Source organism: uncultured Thiohalocapsa sp. (assembly GCF_913062725.1).
Classification (GTDB): Bacteria; Pseudomonadota; Gammaproteobacteria; order Chromatiales; family Chromatiaceae; genus Thiohalocapsa.
The window spans coordinates 16,679-33,155 of sequence record NZ_CAJXWY010000032.1; the positions used below are offsets into that span (position 1 = coordinate 16,679).

Sequence of the window (16,477 nt, forward strand, 5' to 3'; positions counted from 1 at the left end):
TCAGGATGCTCCGGCGGTTGCGCGGCGGCGGCAGGCGTGCGGCGCCGGTCTTGCGCCGTCGCGATGGCTGCTCGACACTGTACTGACTCTGAAGGCGCGCCATGTCCCAGCCCATTGACCATCCGGCCATTCGTGTCAGCGCTGAGGATCTGATCGGCCTGCGGGCACGGGCGGAGCGCTTGCAGCTCAAGCGTGTCGCCACCTCTCGTGCGGCCCTCGCCGGCGTGCACCGCTCACGCTTTCGCGGCCGTGGCATGGACTATCGCGAGTCGCGGCACTACCAGGCAGGGGACGACATCCGCACCATGGACTGGCGCATCACCGCCCGCGCCGGCCATCCGCACATCAAGGTCTTCGACGAGGAGCGCGAGCGCCCCGTGGTGGTGCTGGTGGACTTTGGTCCGAGCATGTTCTTTGCGAGTCGCGGGGTGTTCAAATCGGTGCAGGCGGCGCGCCTGGCGGCACTCATCGGCTGGTCCGCCGTCGGCCGCGGCGATCGTGTCGGCGCCCTGCTGTTCAACGGCGGCCATACCGAGCTCGCGCCCCGCGGCGGGCGGCGTGGTCAGATGCGGCTGATCCGCGCGCTGGTGGACGCCGGTGATCCCGCGCGGCGCATTCAACCGGTGGCGGCCATGCCCGCCGAGCACCACGGCCTGGGGGACGCCCTGGTGCGCCTGCGCCGTGTCGCCCGGCCCGGCAGCCTGGTGTTCCTGCTCTCGGATTTCTATCGCATGGACGCTGACACCGGCCGCCACCTGAGCCACCTCGCGCGCCACAACGATCTGCTCGCGGTGCAGTTGCTCGATGCCCTGGAGCTGGCGCCGCCGCCGCCGGGCCGCTACGCCATCAGTGACGGCCGCAGGCGCGGTGTGTTCGATGCCGTCGATGTGCGCGAGCGCAAGCGTTGGCGCAGCCATTTCGATGCACACCAGGCGGCGGTGAGGGCGCTGATGGCGGGCAATGGCGTGCCGCTGGTGTCCTGCCTGACGGACGCGGACCCGGTACGCGTGCTCATGGAGCTGCTGCGCACGCGAGCCCAGTCCAGTTCCCAGTCCGGCCCGTCGCCCAGCGCGCTGACGCCGAGCGCAGGTGCGGCATGAGCACGGCCGCAGGTGGTGATCCGACCGGCGCGCCGCCGACGTCGGCCGCACTGCCGCCCGCACACCCGGCCCTGGGTGCGCCACAGCAGCTGCATCTGCGCGACATCCACGAGCCCGCGGCGCCCCCGGCCTGGCCGCCGGCGCCGGGCTGGTGGCTGCTGGCGGCGCTGCTGCTGGCGGCGCTGCTACCCGGCTTCTGGCGCCTGCGACGGGTCTGGCGGCGCCGGCGCCGGCGTGAGCGGATCATCGCCGAGCTCGAGGGCCTGCACGGCGGCGATTGCAGCCCCGCACTCATCGCCGGCGTCTCGGCGTTGTTGAAGCGGGCGGCGCTGAGCCGCTTTCCGCACGCAGAGGTCGCAGCACTCACCGGTGAGGACTGGCTCGCCTTTCTGGACCGCACCGGCGGTGGTGGCGGCTTCACCGCCGGCGCCGGGCGGGTGCTCGCCGAGGGTGTGTATGCACCGCGGCAGGACTGCGATGCGCCGGCGCTGTTGGCCCTGGCGCGCCGCTGGCTGCGCCAGAACCTCTAGCCTCAGAAACCGATCGCCAGACCCCATCGCCAGACCCGGTTACCGGATATGGATCTTGAGCTGACACATCTCTGGGCACTGGCCCTGCTGCCCCTGCCGTGGCTGGTGCGCCGGCTGTTGCCGCGGGCGCCGGCGACTGGCGCCGGCGCGCTGCGGGTGCCCTTCTATGCCGCCCTGGCGACGGGTGAGCGTCCGGGCCTGGCGCTGTCGCGCTGGCCGGCGCTGCTCGGGCTGTTGGCGTGGGCTTTGCTAGTACTGGCGGCGGCGCGGCCACAGTGGATCGGCGAGCCGGTGGCCCTGCCGCTTGCCGGCCGGGACCTGATGCTCGCCGTGGATATCTCCGGCTCCATGCGCGAAGAGGACATGGTCATCGGCGGGCGCATCGTCGACCGCCTGACGGCGGTGAAGGCCGTCGCCGGCGACTTCATGGACCGCCGCGAGGGCGACCGCGTCGGGCTGATCCTGTTCGGTCAGCAGGCCTATGTACAGACGCCGCTCACCTTCGACCGCGACACCGCCCGCACCCTGTTGTTCGAGGCCGCCGTGGGCCTGGCCGGGCGGGAGACGGCCATCGGCGATGCCATCGGCCTGGCGGTCAAGCGCCTGCGCGATGCCGACACCGAGGAGCGCGTGCTCATTCTGCTCACCGACGGCGCCAACACCGCCGGCACCATCCGACCGCTCAAGGCCGCCGAGCTGGCGGCCGGTGCCGATGTGCGCATCCACACCATCGGTGTCGGCGGTGATCCGCGCAGCGGCTATGGTCTCACGCTGGGCCGCAATCCGTTGGACGAGGGCACGCTCAAGGCCATCGCCGAGACCACCGGCGGGCGCTATTTCCGTGCCCGTGATGTCGATGAGCTGCAGGCCATCTATGCGCTGCTCGATGAGCTGGAGCCGGTGGCTTCCGACCAGGCCACCTTTCGGCCGGTGGATGAGCTGTATGCCTGGCCGCTGGCCGCGGCGCTGGTGCTGAGTGCGGTGGTGGCGGCAGGCCGCGCCGGGCTGCTGGCGAGGTTGGTGTAATGCAACGGGCGGCTGCGGTTGGGTTCCGGCACGCCCATGGGCCGATACGGACCGACAGGGGACGCCATGCCGGCTGAGTTCCATTTTCTGCAACCCGCCTGGTTCCTGGCGCTGCTGCCGCTAGCGCTGCTCCTGGTCAGCCTCGGCCGCGTCCAGGGCGGCGGCGGTGCCTGGCGGCGGGTGATGGAGCCGCACCTGCTGGCGGCGCTCACGGTCGCCGCCGACGGCAGGCCCCGGCGCTGGCCCCTGGCGCTGCTGGCGCTGGGCTGGCTGGTGGCCGTCGTCGCGTTGGCCAACCCCACCTTCGAGCGCGTCCAGGTGCCGGCCTTCCGGGATGCGGCGGCGCGGGTGGTGGTGCTGGATCTCTCCCAGTCCATGCTCGCCGAGGATCTGGCGCCGAACCGTCTGGAGCGCGCCCGCTTCAAAGTGGAGGATATCCTGCGTCGCAGCCGCAATGGGCAGGTCGCGCTGGTGGTCTTCGCCGGCGACGCCTTCCCCGTCGCACCGCTCACCGACGACGCCGAGACCATTCGCAACATGCTGCCGGCGCTGTCACCGGACATCATGCCGGCGGCGGGCAGCCGCGTGGATCGGGGCATTCAGGAGGCGCTCAGTCTGCTGCGGCAGGCGGGGGTGCGCGACGGCGAGGTGGTACTGCTCACCGACGACGCCGGTGGCGCCCGGGCGCGCTCGGCGGCGGCTGACCTGCGCGCCGCCGGCCACCGGCTGGTGGTGATCGGCGTCGGCACGCCCGAGGGCGCCGCCGTGCCCGGCGTGCGTACCGCCCGCGGCGCCGTCATCGCCGAGCTGCAAGAGGCCCAGTTGCGCTCCCTGGCCAATCATGGCGGCGGTGACTATGCGCGCATCACCGTGGACGATGCGGATTTGCGCGACGCCCTGGCCGGCGACACCAGCGCACGGGTGCGGGAGGACGAAGACCCCATGCAGGCCGACGTCTGGAAGGAGCTCGGCCCCTGGGTCGCCCTGACACTGGTGCCGCTGGCGGCGCTCGGGTTCCGCCGCGGTTGGCTGATGATGCCGGCATTGCTGGCCTGCAATCTTGCACTGATGACACCGGCGCCCGCGCTCGCCCAGACAGATGCCGCCGGCGCCGCCGCAGCGTCGCCGAGTCTGGGTGCGCGCTGGCGCGGCCTCTGGCAGCGGCCCGATCAGCAGGCGGCGGGTGCGCTCGCCCGGGGCGACTATGAGCGTGCGGCCCGCCTGGCGGATGACCCGGCCCGCAGTGGTGTGGCCCAATACCGCCTCGGCGACTTCGGCGCCGCCGCCGAGCAGTTCGGCGCCGCCGACGACGCCGGGGCCCACTACAACCGCGGTAATGCCCTGGCCCGGGCCGGGCGCCTGGAAGCGGCGCTCGAGGCCTACGACCAGGCCCTCGCCCGCGTCCCGGATATGGCGGATGCCGCTTACAACCGGGAGCGGGTCCAGGAGGCCCTCGAGCGGCGCGAGCAGCAGCAATCCCAGCAACAGCGCTCCGACCAAGACCAGGGGCAGCAGCAAGACCAGAGCCGACAGGGCGACAGCGGCCAGCAGTCCGGCGGCGAGTCCGGCGATGGCGAGGATGCCGAGGCCCGGTCCGGCGCCGGCGGCGATGGCGGCCCCGGGGAACAGCAGACAGACGCCGCCGGCGGCGGCGATGCGCCCGAAGGCGAGGCGCGTGAGCATGCGGCCACGCAGCCCGATACCGGCGATGAGGCGGCAGGGGCGGACCAGCCGCAGCGTGACACCGGCGGCGACGGCGGTGCCGGGGGGAATGACGAGCCCGAGCGCGCGGCCGGGGCGCAGAGCGGTGCTGCGCAGCCCGCCGGCGACGGCGACCAGGCATCGGCGCCGGCCGAAGCCGAAGCCGAACGCCGCCGTGCCAGCGACGCCCAGGCGGCGGCGGATTACCGGGCCGCCGCCGATGCCGCCCGGGCGCAGTCCGGCGGTGATGACGGTACCGGCGACGCGGCGGGCGCCAGTGCTGGCGAGGCGGCGGCCGACGGTCAACGGGAGGCGGCGGGTGGCGAGGCATCGCCGGATCCGGCGGCGCTGGAATCCCGTCAGGCCGCGGACCAATGGCTGCGGCGGATTCCCGATGATCCTGCGGGCCTGCTGCGGCGCAAGTTCCTGTACCAGTACCGGATGCGCGCCGGCGACAGCCGCGGCCGGATGGCGGAGGATCCCTGGTGAGGGGCACCCGCGGCGCCACGGTTGGACGCGGGCTCGCGTCTCGCAACCAAAAGCCTTCTTGGAGCATCGATGATGCGCGCAACTGTTAAGCAGCCGTGGCTCATGGTCGTGATGGCGGCGTTGCTGGTGTGCTCCGGCGCCCTGCGTGCGGACGTGAGCGCGCGCTTCGATCGCAGCACGGTGCAGGAAGGGGACACCGTCAGCCTGATCGTCGAGACCGACGGGCTGCGCGGCGGTCAGCCGGATTTGAGCGCACTGGATGCGGATTTCGAGGTGCTCGGCACCAGCAGCGGCAGCCGCATCCAGATCGTCAACGGCCGCCAGAGCGCCATGCGCACCTGGCAGGTGCAGCTGCGGCCGCGGCGCCTGGGCACCATCGAGGTGCCGCCCATCACCGTGGGGAGCGAGCACACGTCGGCCCTGCGGCTCACCGTCACCGAGCTGCCCCAGGGGCCGTCGGGCGTGCCCGGCGACGACCTGTTTCTGGAGATCGACGTCGGCGGCGACGACGAGCCCGTTTACGTCCAGCAGCAGGTGCCGCTCACCGTACGGCTTTACAGCACGCTGCCCCTGCGCACCGGCGAGCTCAGTCAGCCGCGCGCGGATGGCGCGGTGCTGGAGCGCCTCGGTGAGGATGTGCAGTATCGCACCACGCGCAATGGGCGCCGCTACGAGGTCATCGAGCGGCGTTTCAGTCTCAGCCCGGAGCGCAGCGGCGAGCTCCGCATACCGGCGGTGAGCTTCGAAGGCGAGCTGCGCGGTGCCGATGGCGGCCCTTTCGCGGGTGACGACCGCCTTGCGCAGATGTTCCGCGACCCGGTGTTCGAGCATTTCGGCTCTGGATTGTTCGAGCGCGGCGAGCCGGTGCGGGCCCGCTCCGGCGCCGTCACCCTGGACGTGCAGCCGCAGCCGGAGGCGTTCGGCGGCGCCTGGTGGCTGCCCGCGCAGGATCTGGCCCTTGACGACTCCTGGGCGCGCGATCCCCCGGCCCTCGCCCGTGGTGAGCCCGTTACGCGCACGCTCACCGTGACCGCCGCCGGGCTCGCGGGCTCGCAGATCCCGGCGATCGAGGTCCCGGCGCCGGATGCCGTGCGCATCTACGCCGATAATGTCGAGGCCGAGACCCGCACCGACGGCGAGCAGCTCTTTGGTGTCAGCCGGCAGCAGGTCACCGTCATGCCCACGGCGGGCGGCGACATCGAGTTCCCCGCCATTCGCCTGCGGTGGTGGGACGTGCAGGCGGGCCGGGAGCGCGAGGCGGTGGTGCCCGCGCGGCGTTTTCAGGTCGCAGGACCCGCCGGCGGCGGTGCATCCGCCGGTGCCAGGCCAGCCGCGCCGACGGCGTCCGACAACAGTTCACCGGCCCCGGTCGCCGCGGCTGGCGCCGGCGGTGATGCCGTCACCGAATCGCCGGCTGCGGGTCTGCCCAACCGGCTGACCGACACGCGCCGTCCCGTCGGCTGGCTGCTGCTGGCGGCGATGCTGGCGGGGATGCTCTTTTTGGGGTGGCGGTGGCGACGGCACCTGCCCGCGCCCGGGCGCCTGTGGCGTGGACGGACCGCCGGCGCCCGCCGCCGGGGCCGGGGGGCGTGGGCGACCGCCGCCGTCGAAGGTGGTGGCCCGGGACAGGCTGCGGCACTGCGTGCCGCGGCCGGCGCCGGAGACGCACCACGCGCAGCCCAAGCGCTGCTGGGGCTGGCCCGTGTGCATTGGGGCGCAGACGCACCAACGAGCCTGGACGGCGTCGCAGCCAGGCTGGCGGCGGACGACGAAAGCACCACGGGTGAGGCGGCCGCGACGGCTGTGCGCGCGCTGGAGGCGCGCCTGTATGGCCCGCAGGCGGGCGCCTGGGACGGCGGCGGGCTCACCGAGGCGGTGCTGCCTGTCCTGCGGGGCCGGCGGGCGGCCGACGCTGCGGGTGCCGCCGATGAGCCACTGGCTCCGCTTTATCCGCGGCGGTGTTGATGGGCCGGCGGCGGCACTGACCCCCGCCCGGGCGGGGCCGCCGAGTCGTCAGCGGCGGTGTCATGCCCGCACGCACCGCGCCTGCGGTGGGCCTCAGCAGCCCGCGCCGCCGCCATCGCGGCAGCCGCGGGCGGCGCCCGCTCCGGCCTCGCGCCCCTGCGAGGCTGGTCGCGGGCCGGTGTGGACCTCGGCGGTCAACTGCTCGCTGCCGCGCCAGACCGAGAGCCGGAGCATCCCGCCGGTCCCCGCCCCGATCACCGCCTCGCGGAGGGCGGACGACGTGATCACCGGCTCGCCGGCGGCGGCGACGATGACGTCCCCGGGGCGCAGGCCTGCCGCCGCCGCCGGGCTATTCGGAAAGACGCGGCTGACGAACACCCCCCGGGGTGCGCGCACGCCGAAGCGCCGCGCCAGCCCGGCATCCAGGGTGTGGGCGCCGATGCCGATCCAGCTGTGCGCCGCGCCGCCCGCGTCGGTGATGGCCGCCACCACCCGAAGAACACGGTCGGCGGGGATGGCGAAGGCGACGCCCTCCGAGTAGCCGCTGTCGGACATGATGGCGGTATTGATGCCCACCAGCCGGCCGCGGGCGTCGATCAGGGCGCCGCCGGAATTGCCGGGGTTGATGGCGGCGTCGGTTTGGATGAAGTCCTCGATCTGCGTGAGACCGAGGGCAGAGCGGCCGAGGGCACTGACGATGCCGAAGCTCACCGTCTGGTCGAGGCCGAAGGGGTTGCCGATGGCGAGCACGACGTCGCCGGGGCGCAGGGCCGCGGGGTCACCGACGGTGATGGCGGGACCGGGCACCTCATGGATGCGCAGCACCGCGAGGTCCGTGGGGGCGTCGATGCCCAGCAGCTGCGCATCCAGAATGCGGCGGTCCGGCATTTGCACGCCGATGGCATCGGTGCCGGCCACGAGATGGCCGCTGGTCACCAGCAGGCCATCCCCGGACAGGAGCACCGCGGAGCCACGGCTCAGGCCGGGTGCGGCACCGGTCTGCGCCGATGGCGCCGCTCCGGGGTTGGCGTAGCGCTGACCGAAAACGCGCAGCACGGCCGGCGCCGCGAGGGCGACGGCATCGGCATAGGAAATGGTCGTGGGCGTTGACAAGGGTGCGGGTTGCGCCGTCGATCCGCCCGGCCGCGTCACCACCAGAATGGCGACGACGGCCATCGCACCGGCGCTGAAGCCCGCCGCCGCGACCGCAAGCATTTTGAGCCGATGGGTCATGGCCGTTAAGCTAGCACGCGTCAGGTTGGATGCGCATGAAGGTGCGCTCAGCGACGTGTTTCCGCGGTCAGGGTCCATCAACAGCGTGAGATGCCACCAGCGATGACGGATAGTATCGAGATTGCCCGTTACTGCGATGAACTGCTCGGGGCAAACGCCATCAGCGACTATTGCCCCAACGGCCTACAGCTCGCCGGTGCGCGGCCGGTGCGCCGGCTGGTGAGCGGGGTCACCGCGAGCCTGGCGCTCATCGAGGCGGCCGTCGCCGAGCATGCGGATGCACTCCTGGTCCACCACGGCTGGTTCTGGAAGGGCGAAGACCCGCGCCTGGTGGGCATGCACGGTCGCCGTGTGGCGGCGGCGGTGCACGGTGGTCTGGCGCTCCTGGCCTATCACCTGCCGTTGGACGTGCATCCGCAGCTCGGCAATAACCGCCAGTTGGCGGCGCTGCTAGGCTTTACGGAGCCGGCGCCGGCCAGCGCCGACGGCCTGCTGTGGACCGGATTGCTGGTGCCACCACAGCCGGGTGCGGCGCTGGCGGCGCTCGTGGCCGAGCGCCTCGGGCGCACACCGCTGCACGTGCCCGTCGTGGATCGGCCGGTGCGGCGCGTCGCCTGGTGTACCGGGGCGGCGCAGCGCCTGATCGATCAGGCGGCGGCCCTGGGCGCGGACCTCTACCTGAGCGGAGAGGTCTCCGAGCCCACCGTCCATCAGGCGCGTGAACTGGGGCTCGACTACCTCGCCGTTGGCCATCACGCCAGCGAGCGCTACGGGGTGCAGGCGTTGGGCGAGCATCTCGCGGGCCACTTCGGGCTCGCCCATCGCTTCATCGACATCGATAATCCGGCCTAGCGCCGCCGCCGTCGGCACTCACAGATGATTTTGGGGTCCTATAATCCACTAATATTTAGTGGTTTTTGCGCTTTGTCGTCGTCGGCCGGCGCACTTTTTCGTGCAATGAGGGTCTCTTGGAGACGAGCGCCGCGCCGGCGCCGACGGCGCCGCTGAAACCACACCAAATTAGGGCAATCCTTGACCCGGTGCGGATCAATCACGGACAATGTGCGATTCGTCGAGAAGAGCTTTCCGATATTCTGATTTTCTTTTGACCGCCCGACGTTTTCGCGGCCCCGACGTTTCTGGATGGCGGGTCGTCAGGCATCGGGCCCAGCGGGGGTCGACCAGACAATGAACGCAGAAGGCGTGGATCAAAAGCGCAGACGGGTGCTCGTCACTGCGACGAGTGCCGTCGGTGCCGTGGGCGCAGGCTTCATCGCCGTGCCCTTCATCTCTTCGATGAACCCGAGTGCCAAGGCGCGGGCCGCCGGCGCTCCGGTGCAGGCCGACGTGAGCAAGCTGGAACCCGGCGCTCTGCTCCGCGTCAAATACCGCGGACAGCCGATCTGGGTCGTCCGGCGCACGGAGAAAATGCTCCAGGCGCTGCCGACACTGGATGCCAAGCTGGTGGATCCGGACTCGGTGCTGGCGACCCAACAACCGGCGTACTGCGCCAACCCGACGCGGTCGATCAAGCCCGAATATTTCGTCGCCATCGGCATCTGCACCCATCTTGGCTGCTCACCCACCTATCGGCCGGAGTTCGGACCCGACGACCTCGGTGCCGGGTGGAAAGGTGGCTGGTTCTGCCCTTGCCACGGCTCGAAGTTCGATCTTGCGGGTCGCGTGTACAAAGGCGTGCCGGCGCCGACTAATCTGGTAATCCCAAAACACCAATACGTCAACGAGAACACCATCCTCGTCGGCGAGGATGAAGGAGCGGCCTGATGAGTTCCGATACCACGGTTACCGCTGCGGATCAGGTCCCGGGGGGCTTCCTCGGCTGGCTTGACAAGCGATTCCCTGTGATGGCGGTCTGGAACGACCACCTCGCCCAATACTATGCACCCAAGAACATGGGCTTTTGGTCCTTCTTCGGATCGCTCGCCCTCGTGGTGCTGGTGCTGCAGATCGTCACCGGTCTGTGGCTTGCCATGTCCTACAAGCCCTCTGCCGCAGAAGCCTTCGCGTCGGTGGAGTACATCATGCGTGACGTCAACTGGGGTTGGCTGATCCGCTACATGCACTCCACGGGTGCCTCGTTCTTCTTCATCCTCGTCTACCTGCACATGTTCCGCGGGCTGATGTGGGGCAGTTATCAGAAGCCCCGCGAGCTGCTGTGGATCATCGGCGTCGTGATCTATCTGGCGATGATGGCCACCGCCTTCTTCGGCTACCTGCTGCCCTGGGGACAGATGTCCTACTGGGGCGCACAGGTCATCGTGAACCTGTTCGCCGCCGTGCCCGCCGTCGGGGACGATCTATCGACCTGGGTACGCGGTGACTATGTGATCTCCGACACCACGCTGAATCGGTTCTTCGCGTTTCACTTCGTGATCCCATTCATCCTGGCGGCCCTGGTGTTCCTGCACATCGTGGCGCTGCACACCGTGGGCTCCACCAACCCCGATGGCGTCGAGATCAAGAAGGGGCCGAAGGGCAACAAGTGGAGCGCCAACGCACCGGCGGACGGCATCCCCTTCCACCCGTACTATACGGTGAAGGATATCGTCGGCCTCGTGGTGTTCGCGGCCATCTTCTCGGCGGTGGTGTTCTACGCGCCGGAGCTCGGTGGCCTGTTCCTGGAGGCACCAAACTTCCAGCCGGCGGATCCGCTGAAGACACCGGAGCACATTGCACCCGTGTGGTACTTCACACCCTACTACGCCATGCTGCGTGCGGTGCCGCCCATCGGCGGATCACAGTTCCCAGGCGTCGTCGTCATGTTCGGCGCCATCCTGATCATGTTCCTGATGCCGTGGCTGGATCGCAGCCCCGTGCGCTCCATCCGCTACAAGGGCATGCTCTCGAAGATCGCCCTCGGTGCCTTCGTCGTCTCCTTCGTGGTGCTGGCCTATCTCGGGCTGCAACCGGCGACGGACTTGTACACCCTGCTTTCCCAGATCTTCACAGTGGTGTACTTCGCATTCTTCCTGCTGATGCCGATCTATACCAAGCTCGAGAAGACCAAGCCAGTACCGGAGAGGGTGACGACATGAGAACGCTACTGATCGCCAGCATCCTGCTGCTGCTTCCCTTCACCGCCGGTGCCGCCGGCGGGCACGGACCGGAGCTCGAGGATGCCAACATCGACCTCAAGGACAAGGCGTCGCTGCAGCGCGGTGCCAAGTACTACGCCAACTACTGTCAGGGCTGTCACTCGCTGAAGTACATGCGCTACAAGCGCATGGCCGAGGACCTGGGGATCCCCGACGACGAGTTGCGCCAAAATCTCATTTTTGGTGATGCCAAGCCGACGGACATGATGACCAACGCGCTGCAGCCCGCGGACGGTGAGCGGTGGTTCGGCACCGAGATCCCGGATCTGAGTCTCGTGACACGTTGGCGTGAGCCGGACTGGGTCTACACCTATCTCAAGAGCTACTACGTGGACCCGTCGCGACCCTACGGCGTGAACAATCTGATATTTCCCAAAGTCGGCATGCCGCACGCGCTCATTAACCTGCAGGGCGTACAGAAGCCGGTCTACGCCGAGCATCACGGCGGCGGTGAGCCACAGGTCGTCGACGTGGAACTGGTGGAGCCCGGTGAACTGACGACAGAAGAGTACGACACCATGGTGAGGGACATTACCAACTTCCTCACCTATGTGGGCGAGCCCTACAAGCTCGAGCGCCGAAGCCTGGGTCTCTATGTGCTGCTGTTCCTGGGCCTGATGTTCATCCTGGCCTTCTACCTGAAAAAGGAGTTCTGGAAAGACGTGCACTGAGCGTCAGCCGGGACATGACCTGGACCGGGTGATGTCTCGGTCTCCACACACCGCCGCTGACGGCGGCGGACAACGCCCGCGTTCTCCGGTCACTGCACCGGGCTCGCGGGCGTTGTCGTGTCGTCGCCGGCGTGAATCGCTGTCCGGGCCAGACCTCTGCGGCCTGGTCGACGACTGGCGGGGGCCTCGGGCGCCGGTCCGCCATCCCGAGCCCCAAGGTGAGCGGGTGCACGGCGTCCTCCGCCAGCCGCCACCCGGCCGGCAAAACCCAAAAACCCCGAGGTACCGCGTCGATGCCGCCGCGGTCACCATCGCCGATGCGGCTCCAACCCCGCGAGCCGAGGCGGCGCGCAAGACAATGGATACTGACGTTTCGGTGTATCCTAAAGATCTGGATGCCGCTGGCGGTCCGCGTGCCGCTGCGCCGGCGCACCATGCGTTCGTAGGACTCACGCCCCTGGGTCGCTGGCAACCAGGCAGGCGGTGTCGATGTGCCCTGCCGGCGGCTGCCGAGAGTTGAAGTGTGATGACGCTCTTCTCCGATCCCAAATGCCCCTACTGCCACCGTGTGCGCATGGTGCTGGCGGAAAAAAAGATCAGCATCGAGGTCGTCGATGTGGACGCCCAGGACCTGCCGGCCCAAGTGCTCGAGGCGAATCCCTACGCCACCGTGCCGACGCTGGTCGACCGGGATTTGGCGCTCTACGAATCCCAGATCATCATGGAGTATTTGGACGAGCGTTTCCCGCATCCGCCACTGCTGCCGGTGGATCCGGTGGGTCGGGCGAATGCCCGCCTGCTGATGTACCGGGTCGACCGCGACTGGTATGCCCTGGTGCGTCAAATCGTGCATGGTGATGCCAAGGCTGCGGCGGCGGCACGTGTGGCGCTGCGGGACGGCCTCGCCACGTCGGCACCCATCTTTGCCGCGAGCCCGTTTTTCATGAGCGAGGAATTCTCGCTGGTGGATTGCTGCATCGCGCCCCTGTTGTGGCGGCTGCCGGCGCTGGGCGTAGACCTGCCGGCCGGCGCCGTCGCGGTAACGGAGTACAGCACGCGTCTCTTCGAGTGGCCGTCGTTCCGACGCAGCCTGTCGGAGGCCGAGCGCGAAATGGTCGCTGACTTGGCCTGACCTTGGGCGCTCCGAGCCCTGCTGTCTACACATCGCCAGTGCTGTCAATCCGGTGACTGCCATGACCTCCAACCGTCCCTACCTCATTCGCGCCATCTACGAGTGGATTATCGATAACGCCAGCACGCCGCATTTGATGGTCGACGCCGAGCACCCCAGCGCTGTCGTGCCCATGGAGTTCGCCGAGAACGGGCGCATCGTGCTGAACGTCGCGCCGCAGGCGGTGCATGGTCTCCAGATCGGCAATGATCTGATCCGTTTTTCCGCGCGCTTCGGCGGGCGGCCGTTCGCCGTCGAGCTGGCGCCACAGGCTGTGATCGGCCTCTTCGCGCGCGAGAATGGCCAGGGTATGCTGTTCCCGGACGAAGAGCCGACCCCGGCCCAGGACGCTGATGCGGGCGAGGGCGAGGGCGAGGGCGCAGATGCTCGCACGCGGGATGCCACCGGCGGTGACGAGGACAATAAAAAGCCCGCGCGTCCGAATCTGCGTGTCGTCAAGTAACGTGGCGCAGGTCGCCTAGGGCTCGCAGCGCCCACGTGCTGCGCCGTGCTCGTCCGGAACCTGTCCGGTATCCGTTGGGTCGGTCTGTAACCACAGCGACTCCAGGCTCAGGCCAAGCAGGATCAATTGGCCGGCGCGCCGCGCCACACCATCGGCGCTGAACTCGAAGCCGTAACGCCTGCGCAGGCGCAAGCCCCGGGGAGTCCACACGAGCCCCATGCCGCGTAGCGCCACCGCCTGATCCAGCAACTGCACGCCGGCGCGCTCGCAGGCGCGTCGCGCCCGCACCAATGCCAGTTCCCGGGCGCGCAGGGTATTGAGCCACAGCCAACCGGTGAGCAGGATCACCAGCAGTCCGAGCAGGCTGTCGATGGTGAGACTCACGACTTGTCGTCCAGGTGTTGCGTCGCGCTGACCGCCGGCTCAGGCGCGCCGGCCCGGCGCATCGGAGTCGCCGTGCTCAGGCAGCGTCAGCGACAGCGAGCGCCTGTGATCCGCCGCCATGAGGGCTCTGGCCTCTTCGGCCGGGCCGAGCATCACGGCGATGGGATAGGTGTGGGGGTTGGCGCCCAAGGCGATTTTCAGCGCCATGGTGAGGGGGACCGACAAGAACATGCCCGCGGGCCCGAGCACCCAGCCCCAGAAGACGAGCGACAGGAATACCACCAGCGTCGACAACCCCAGGCCCTGGCCCATGACGCGCGGCTCCAGGAAGTTGCCGATGCCGATGTTCACCAACATGTAGCCGATGGTCACCAGTAGCGCTTCCTGGAAGCCGAGCTGGATCAGGGCGAGCATCACCGGTGGCACGCCGGCGATGATGGAGCCGATCGTGGGCACGAAGTTGAGCAGGAACGCGAGCATGCCCCACATGGCGGGGAAATCGACGCCGAGGACGCCGAGCCAGATCCACAGCAGCACCCCGGTCAGCAAGCTGGTGCAGAACTTGAGGAACATGTACCGGTTGATGGTGTGCATCACCTCGTGCAGATGTGTGAGCGACGCCTCCGGTTGACGCAGGGCTGCGCGCAGCTTGCTCGGCAGACTGTTGGCCTCGAACAGGATGAAGATCACCGTGAGCAGAATCAGGAAGGCGTTGGTGAGCACGCCGCCGAGGCCGCGGATCAGATCGGTGGCCATGCCGAAGATCCGGCCCGGGTCGACAATCGAGTTGAGCGCTTGTCGTGACACGTGGATGCCGATGCCGTCGAGCCAGGTGTCGAGATCTCCGGTCAGACCCTTCACCCGCTCCTGGTAGTGCGGCAGAGCGACGTTGAAATCGCTCAGCGAGCCGCTGAACAACCCCACGACCACGCCGCCGGCCCCCAATAGCAACGCCACCACCAGCAGCGTCGCGACCCAGCCGGGCAAGCCGTGACCGCGCAGGTACTGAAGCGGCGGTATCACCAGCACTGCGACGAATATCGCCAGCAGGAAGGGCGTCACCAGATTCGACGCCGACTTCAGTCCCGCCACCACCACCACGAGGGCGCCGGCCACCAGCAAAAAGCGTGCGGCGGGGGTAAAGCCATCTTGCTGCATCATAGATATGCGTGTCGCTCACAGCGCCGGCCAACGCCATCTGGGGCGCCGACGATCAGAGCAATTACGCTATCATGCCGCGTTTCACCTCGAATAGCCCATCGTCGCCGTGCCAAGCCACCCGGATCAGTTGCAGGATCGCCAACAGCACAAGCGCGAGGACGCCGCAGCGCCGGCCGCGGCAGGGCCGGAGCCCACCAGACACGTGCAGGTGAACGGCGCCCAGCTGCACCTGCTGGGCACGGCGCATGTCTCGCGTGCCAGCGTGGCGCAGGTGCGTGCGCTGCTCACCGGCGGCGATGACACGCCAGGGTTCGACGCCGTTGCCGTGGAGCTCTGCCCGAGCCGCTTCGAGTCGCTGACCGATCCGGATCGGTTGAACCGCATGGACTTGTTCGCCGTGGTCCGCGAGCAGCGGGTCTATGTGGTGGCGGCGAGCCTGGCGCTGGCTGCGTACCAGCAGCGGCTCGCGGATCAGTTCGGCATCGAGCCCGGCGCCGAGCAGCGCGCCGCCATGACGCTGGCGCACGAGCGTGGCCTGCCGGTCCTGCTGGTGGATCGCGATATCGGCGTCACCCTGCGCCGCGCTGCGGCCAATCTCGGCTGGTGGAAGCGCATCAACCTCTTCTCCGGCCTCCTGGCGGGCATGCTCTCGCGCGAGTCGGTGAGCGAGGAGGAGATCGAGCGCCTGAAGCAGGGCGATGTGCTGGAGACCACCTTCGCCGAGTTCGCCGCGGATCGCGCGGATCTCTTCGGGCCGCTCATCAGCGAGCGTGATCGCTACATGGCGGCGCGCCTGCGCCAGGAGCTCGCCGCCGGCGGCCATCGCCGCGTGCTGGCGGTGCTCGGCGCCGGCCACCTCCAGGGTGTCGCCGCGCAGCTGACCGAGCCCGGGGAACTGGCCGCGGACGCCGCCGCAACCATCGCCGCACTGAACCGTGTGCCCCCGCCGTCCCGCGTCTGGCGGGCGTTCCCCTGGGTGGTGGTGGCCGTGATCCTGGGTGTCTTCGTCTACGGCTTCACCCGCAGTCCGGCGCTCGGCTGGAACCTGGTCTGGGACTGGGTGCTGATCAACGGTGGGCTGTCGGCGCTGGGGGCGGCGATCGCCGCCGCCCATCCCCTGACGGTCCTGGTGGCCTTCTGCGCGGCGCCGCTCACGTCGCTGAACCCCACCATCGGCGCAGGCATGGTCACCGGCGCCGCCGAGCTGATGTTGCGGCGCCCGAGCGTCGGCGACTTCGGCGCGCTGCGCGACGATGTCACCACCCTGCGCGGCTGGTGGCGCAACCGTGTCTCCCGCGTGCTCTTGGTGTTCATTCTCGCGAGCCTGGGCTCCGCCGTCGGCACCTATGTCGCCGGGTTTCGCATCGTCGGCCGCCTCGTCGGCGCCAACTAGGTGGTGTTCGTGGCGGCGGGCGGTCTCGAACGCGTGATCGCTGCCCAAGACGACCCCAATGCCCAGCCCGCGCC

Annotated in this window: 15 protein-coding genes; 12 read left to right on the plus strand and 3 right to left on the minus strand. The window is 69.4% G+C overall.

What is annotated here, in order from left to right; genetic code table 11:
• Positions 1-101 precede the first annotated feature (101 nt).
• The 5 genes from QZ588_RS10300 (at position 102) to QZ588_RS10320 (ending at position 6,811) form a co-directional block, all read left to right on the plus strand.
• Positions 102-1,100 (plus strand): DUF58 domain-containing protein, encoded by a 999-nt coding sequence (locus QZ588_RS10300; protein ID WP_295542394.1) that lies wholly within the window; start codon positions 102-104, stop codon positions 1,098-1,100.
• On the plus strand, positions 1,097-1,630 hold the full coding sequence (locus tag QZ588_RS10305; RefSeq protein WP_295542396.1) for a DUF4381 domain-containing protein: 534 nt from the start codon (positions 1,097-1,099) through the stop codon (positions 1,628-1,630). Before QZ588_RS10300 ends, QZ588_RS10305 begins: the two co-directional genes overlap by 4 nt.
• 48 nt (positions 1,631-1,678) lie before the next feature.
• Complete coding sequence (locus QZ588_RS10310; RefSeq protein ID WP_295542398.1) at positions 1,679-2,656, plus strand: VWA domain-containing protein; 978 nt, start codon at positions 1,679-1,681, stop codon at positions 2,654-2,656.
• Positions 2,657-2,722: 66 nt separating this feature from the next.
• Positions 2,723-4,846, plus strand: a complete 2,124-nt coding sequence (locus QZ588_RS10315; RefSeq protein WP_295542399.1) for a VWA domain-containing protein — start codon at positions 2,723-2,725, stop codon at positions 4,844-4,846.
• 72 nt (positions 4,847-4,918) lie between these two features.
• Positions 4,919-6,811 (plus strand): BatD family protein, encoded by a 1,893-nt coding sequence (locus tag QZ588_RS10320; RefSeq protein WP_295542400.1) that lies wholly within the window; start codon positions 4,919-4,921, stop codon positions 6,809-6,811.
• 93 nt (positions 6,812-6,904) lie between these two features.
• Here QZ588_RS10320 and QZ588_RS10325 read toward each other — a convergent pair whose 3' ends face one another.
• A complete protein-coding gene (locus tag QZ588_RS10325; protein ID WP_295542402.1) occupies positions 6,905-8,044 on the minus strand; it encodes a trypsin-like peptidase domain-containing protein in 1,140 nt (379 codons plus the stop codon).
• A gap of 102 nt (positions 8,045-8,146) precedes the next feature.
• Here QZ588_RS10325 and QZ588_RS10330 point away from each other — a divergent pair, with 102 nt between their 5' ends.
• From QZ588_RS10330 to QZ588_RS10355, 6 genes are all read left to right on the plus strand, one after another.
• Entirely contained in the window at positions 8,147-8,896 is a 750-nt protein-coding gene (locus QZ588_RS10330; RefSeq protein WP_295542403.1) for a Nif3-like dinuclear metal center hexameric protein, read from the plus strand.
• 336 nt (positions 8,897-9,232) lie between these two features.
• A complete protein-coding gene (petA, locus tag QZ588_RS10335; RefSeq protein ID WP_295542435.1) occupies positions 9,233-9,829 on the plus strand; it encodes a ubiquinol-cytochrome c reductase iron-sulfur subunit in 597 nt (198 codons plus the stop codon).
• Entirely contained in the window at positions 9,829-11,100 is a 1,272-nt protein-coding gene (locus QZ588_RS10340) for a cytochrome b N-terminal domain-containing protein (protein ID WP_295542405.1), read from the plus strand. The genes petA and QZ588_RS10340 overlap by 1 nt, the downstream gene beginning before the upstream one ends.
• Positions 11,097-11,831, plus strand: a complete 735-nt coding sequence (locus tag QZ588_RS10345) for a cytochrome c1 (protein ID WP_295542407.1) — start codon at positions 11,097-11,099, stop codon at positions 11,829-11,831. The genes QZ588_RS10340 and QZ588_RS10345 overlap by 4 nt, the downstream gene beginning before the upstream one ends.
• Before the next feature lie 526 nt (positions 11,832-12,357).
• Complete coding sequence (locus QZ588_RS10350; protein ID WP_295542437.1) at positions 12,358-12,963, plus strand: glutathione S-transferase N-terminal domain-containing protein; 606 nt, start codon at positions 12,358-12,360, stop codon at positions 12,961-12,963.
• Between the two features lie 61 nt (positions 12,964-13,024).
• Positions 13,025-13,465 carry a ClpXP protease specificity-enhancing factor gene (locus QZ588_RS10355; protein WP_295542408.1) on the plus strand — a complete coding sequence of 147 codons (441 nt, stop codon included), beginning with the start codon at positions 13,025-13,027 and terminating at the stop codon, positions 13,463-13,465.
• Positions 13,466-13,480: 15 nt separating this feature from the next.
• Here QZ588_RS10355 and QZ588_RS10360 read toward each other — a convergent pair whose 3' ends face one another.
• Positions 13,481-13,849 (minus strand): DUF3301 domain-containing protein, encoded by a 369-nt coding sequence (locus QZ588_RS10360; protein ID WP_295542410.1) that lies wholly within the window; start codon positions 13,847-13,849, stop codon positions 13,481-13,483.
• A gap of 39 nt (positions 13,850-13,888) precedes the next feature.
• Entirely contained in the window at positions 13,889-15,010 is a 1,122-nt protein-coding gene (locus QZ588_RS10365) for an AI-2E family transporter (RefSeq protein ID WP_295542412.1), read from the minus strand.
• Between the two features lie 202 nt (positions 15,011-15,212).
• Between QZ588_RS10365 and QZ588_RS10370 the strand changes: the two genes are divergently transcribed.
• Complete coding sequence (locus QZ588_RS10370) at positions 15,213-16,403, plus strand: TraB/GumN family protein (protein ID WP_295542439.1); 1,191 nt, start codon at positions 15,213-15,215, stop codon at positions 16,401-16,403.
• The last annotated feature ends 74 nt before the right edge of the window (positions 16,404-16,477 follow it).

What these genes read in the sequence shown, in the direction of transcription:
- QZ588_RS10300 (WP_295542394.1), top strand. Translation starts at nt 102, where the DNA reads ATGTCCCAGCCCATTGACCATCCGGCCATTCGTGTCAGCGCTGAGGAT.
- QZ588_RS10305 (WP_295542396.1), top strand. Translation starts at nt 1,097, where the DNA reads ATGAGCACGGCCGCAGGTGGTGATCCGACCGGCGCGCCGCCGACGTCG.
- QZ588_RS10310 (WP_295542398.1), top strand. Translation starts at nt 1,679, where the DNA reads ATGGATCTTGAGCTGACACATCTCTGGGCACTGGCCCTGCTGCCCCTG.
- QZ588_RS10315 (WP_295542399.1), top strand. Translation starts at nt 2,723, where the DNA reads ATGCCGGCTGAGTTCCATTTTCTGCAACCCGCCTGGTTCCTGGCGCTG.
- QZ588_RS10320 (WP_295542400.1), top strand. Translation starts at nt 4,919, where the DNA reads ATGCGCGCAACTGTTAAGCAGCCGTGGCTCATGGTCGTGATGGCGGCG.
- QZ588_RS10325 (WP_295542402.1), bottom strand. Translation starts at nt 8,044, where the DNA reads ATGACCCATCGGCTCAAAATGCTTGCGGTCGCGGCGGCGGGCTTCAGC.
- QZ588_RS10330 (WP_295542403.1), top strand. Translation starts at nt 8,147, where the DNA reads ATGACGGATAGTATCGAGATTGCCCGTTACTGCGATGAACTGCTCGGG.
- petA (WP_295542435.1), top strand. Translation starts at nt 9,233, where the DNA reads ATGAACGCAGAAGGCGTGGATCAAAAGCGCAGACGGGTGCTCGTCACT.
- QZ588_RS10340 (WP_295542405.1), top strand. Translation starts at nt 9,829, where the DNA reads ATGAGTTCCGATACCACGGTTACCGCTGCGGATCAGGTCCCGGGGGGC.
- QZ588_RS10345 (WP_295542407.1), top strand. Translation starts at nt 11,097, where the DNA reads ATGAGAACGCTACTGATCGCCAGCATCCTGCTGCTGCTTCCCTTCACC.
- QZ588_RS10350 (WP_295542437.1), top strand. Translation starts at nt 12,358, where the DNA reads ATGACGCTCTTCTCCGATCCCAAATGCCCCTACTGCCACCGTGTGCGC.
- QZ588_RS10355 (WP_295542408.1), top strand. Translation starts at nt 13,025, where the DNA reads ATGACCTCCAACCGTCCCTACCTCATTCGCGCCATCTACGAGTGGATT.
- QZ588_RS10365 (WP_295542412.1), bottom strand. Translation starts at nt 15,010, where the DNA reads ATGATGCAGCAAGATGGCTTTACCCCCGCCGCACGCTTTTTGCTGGTG.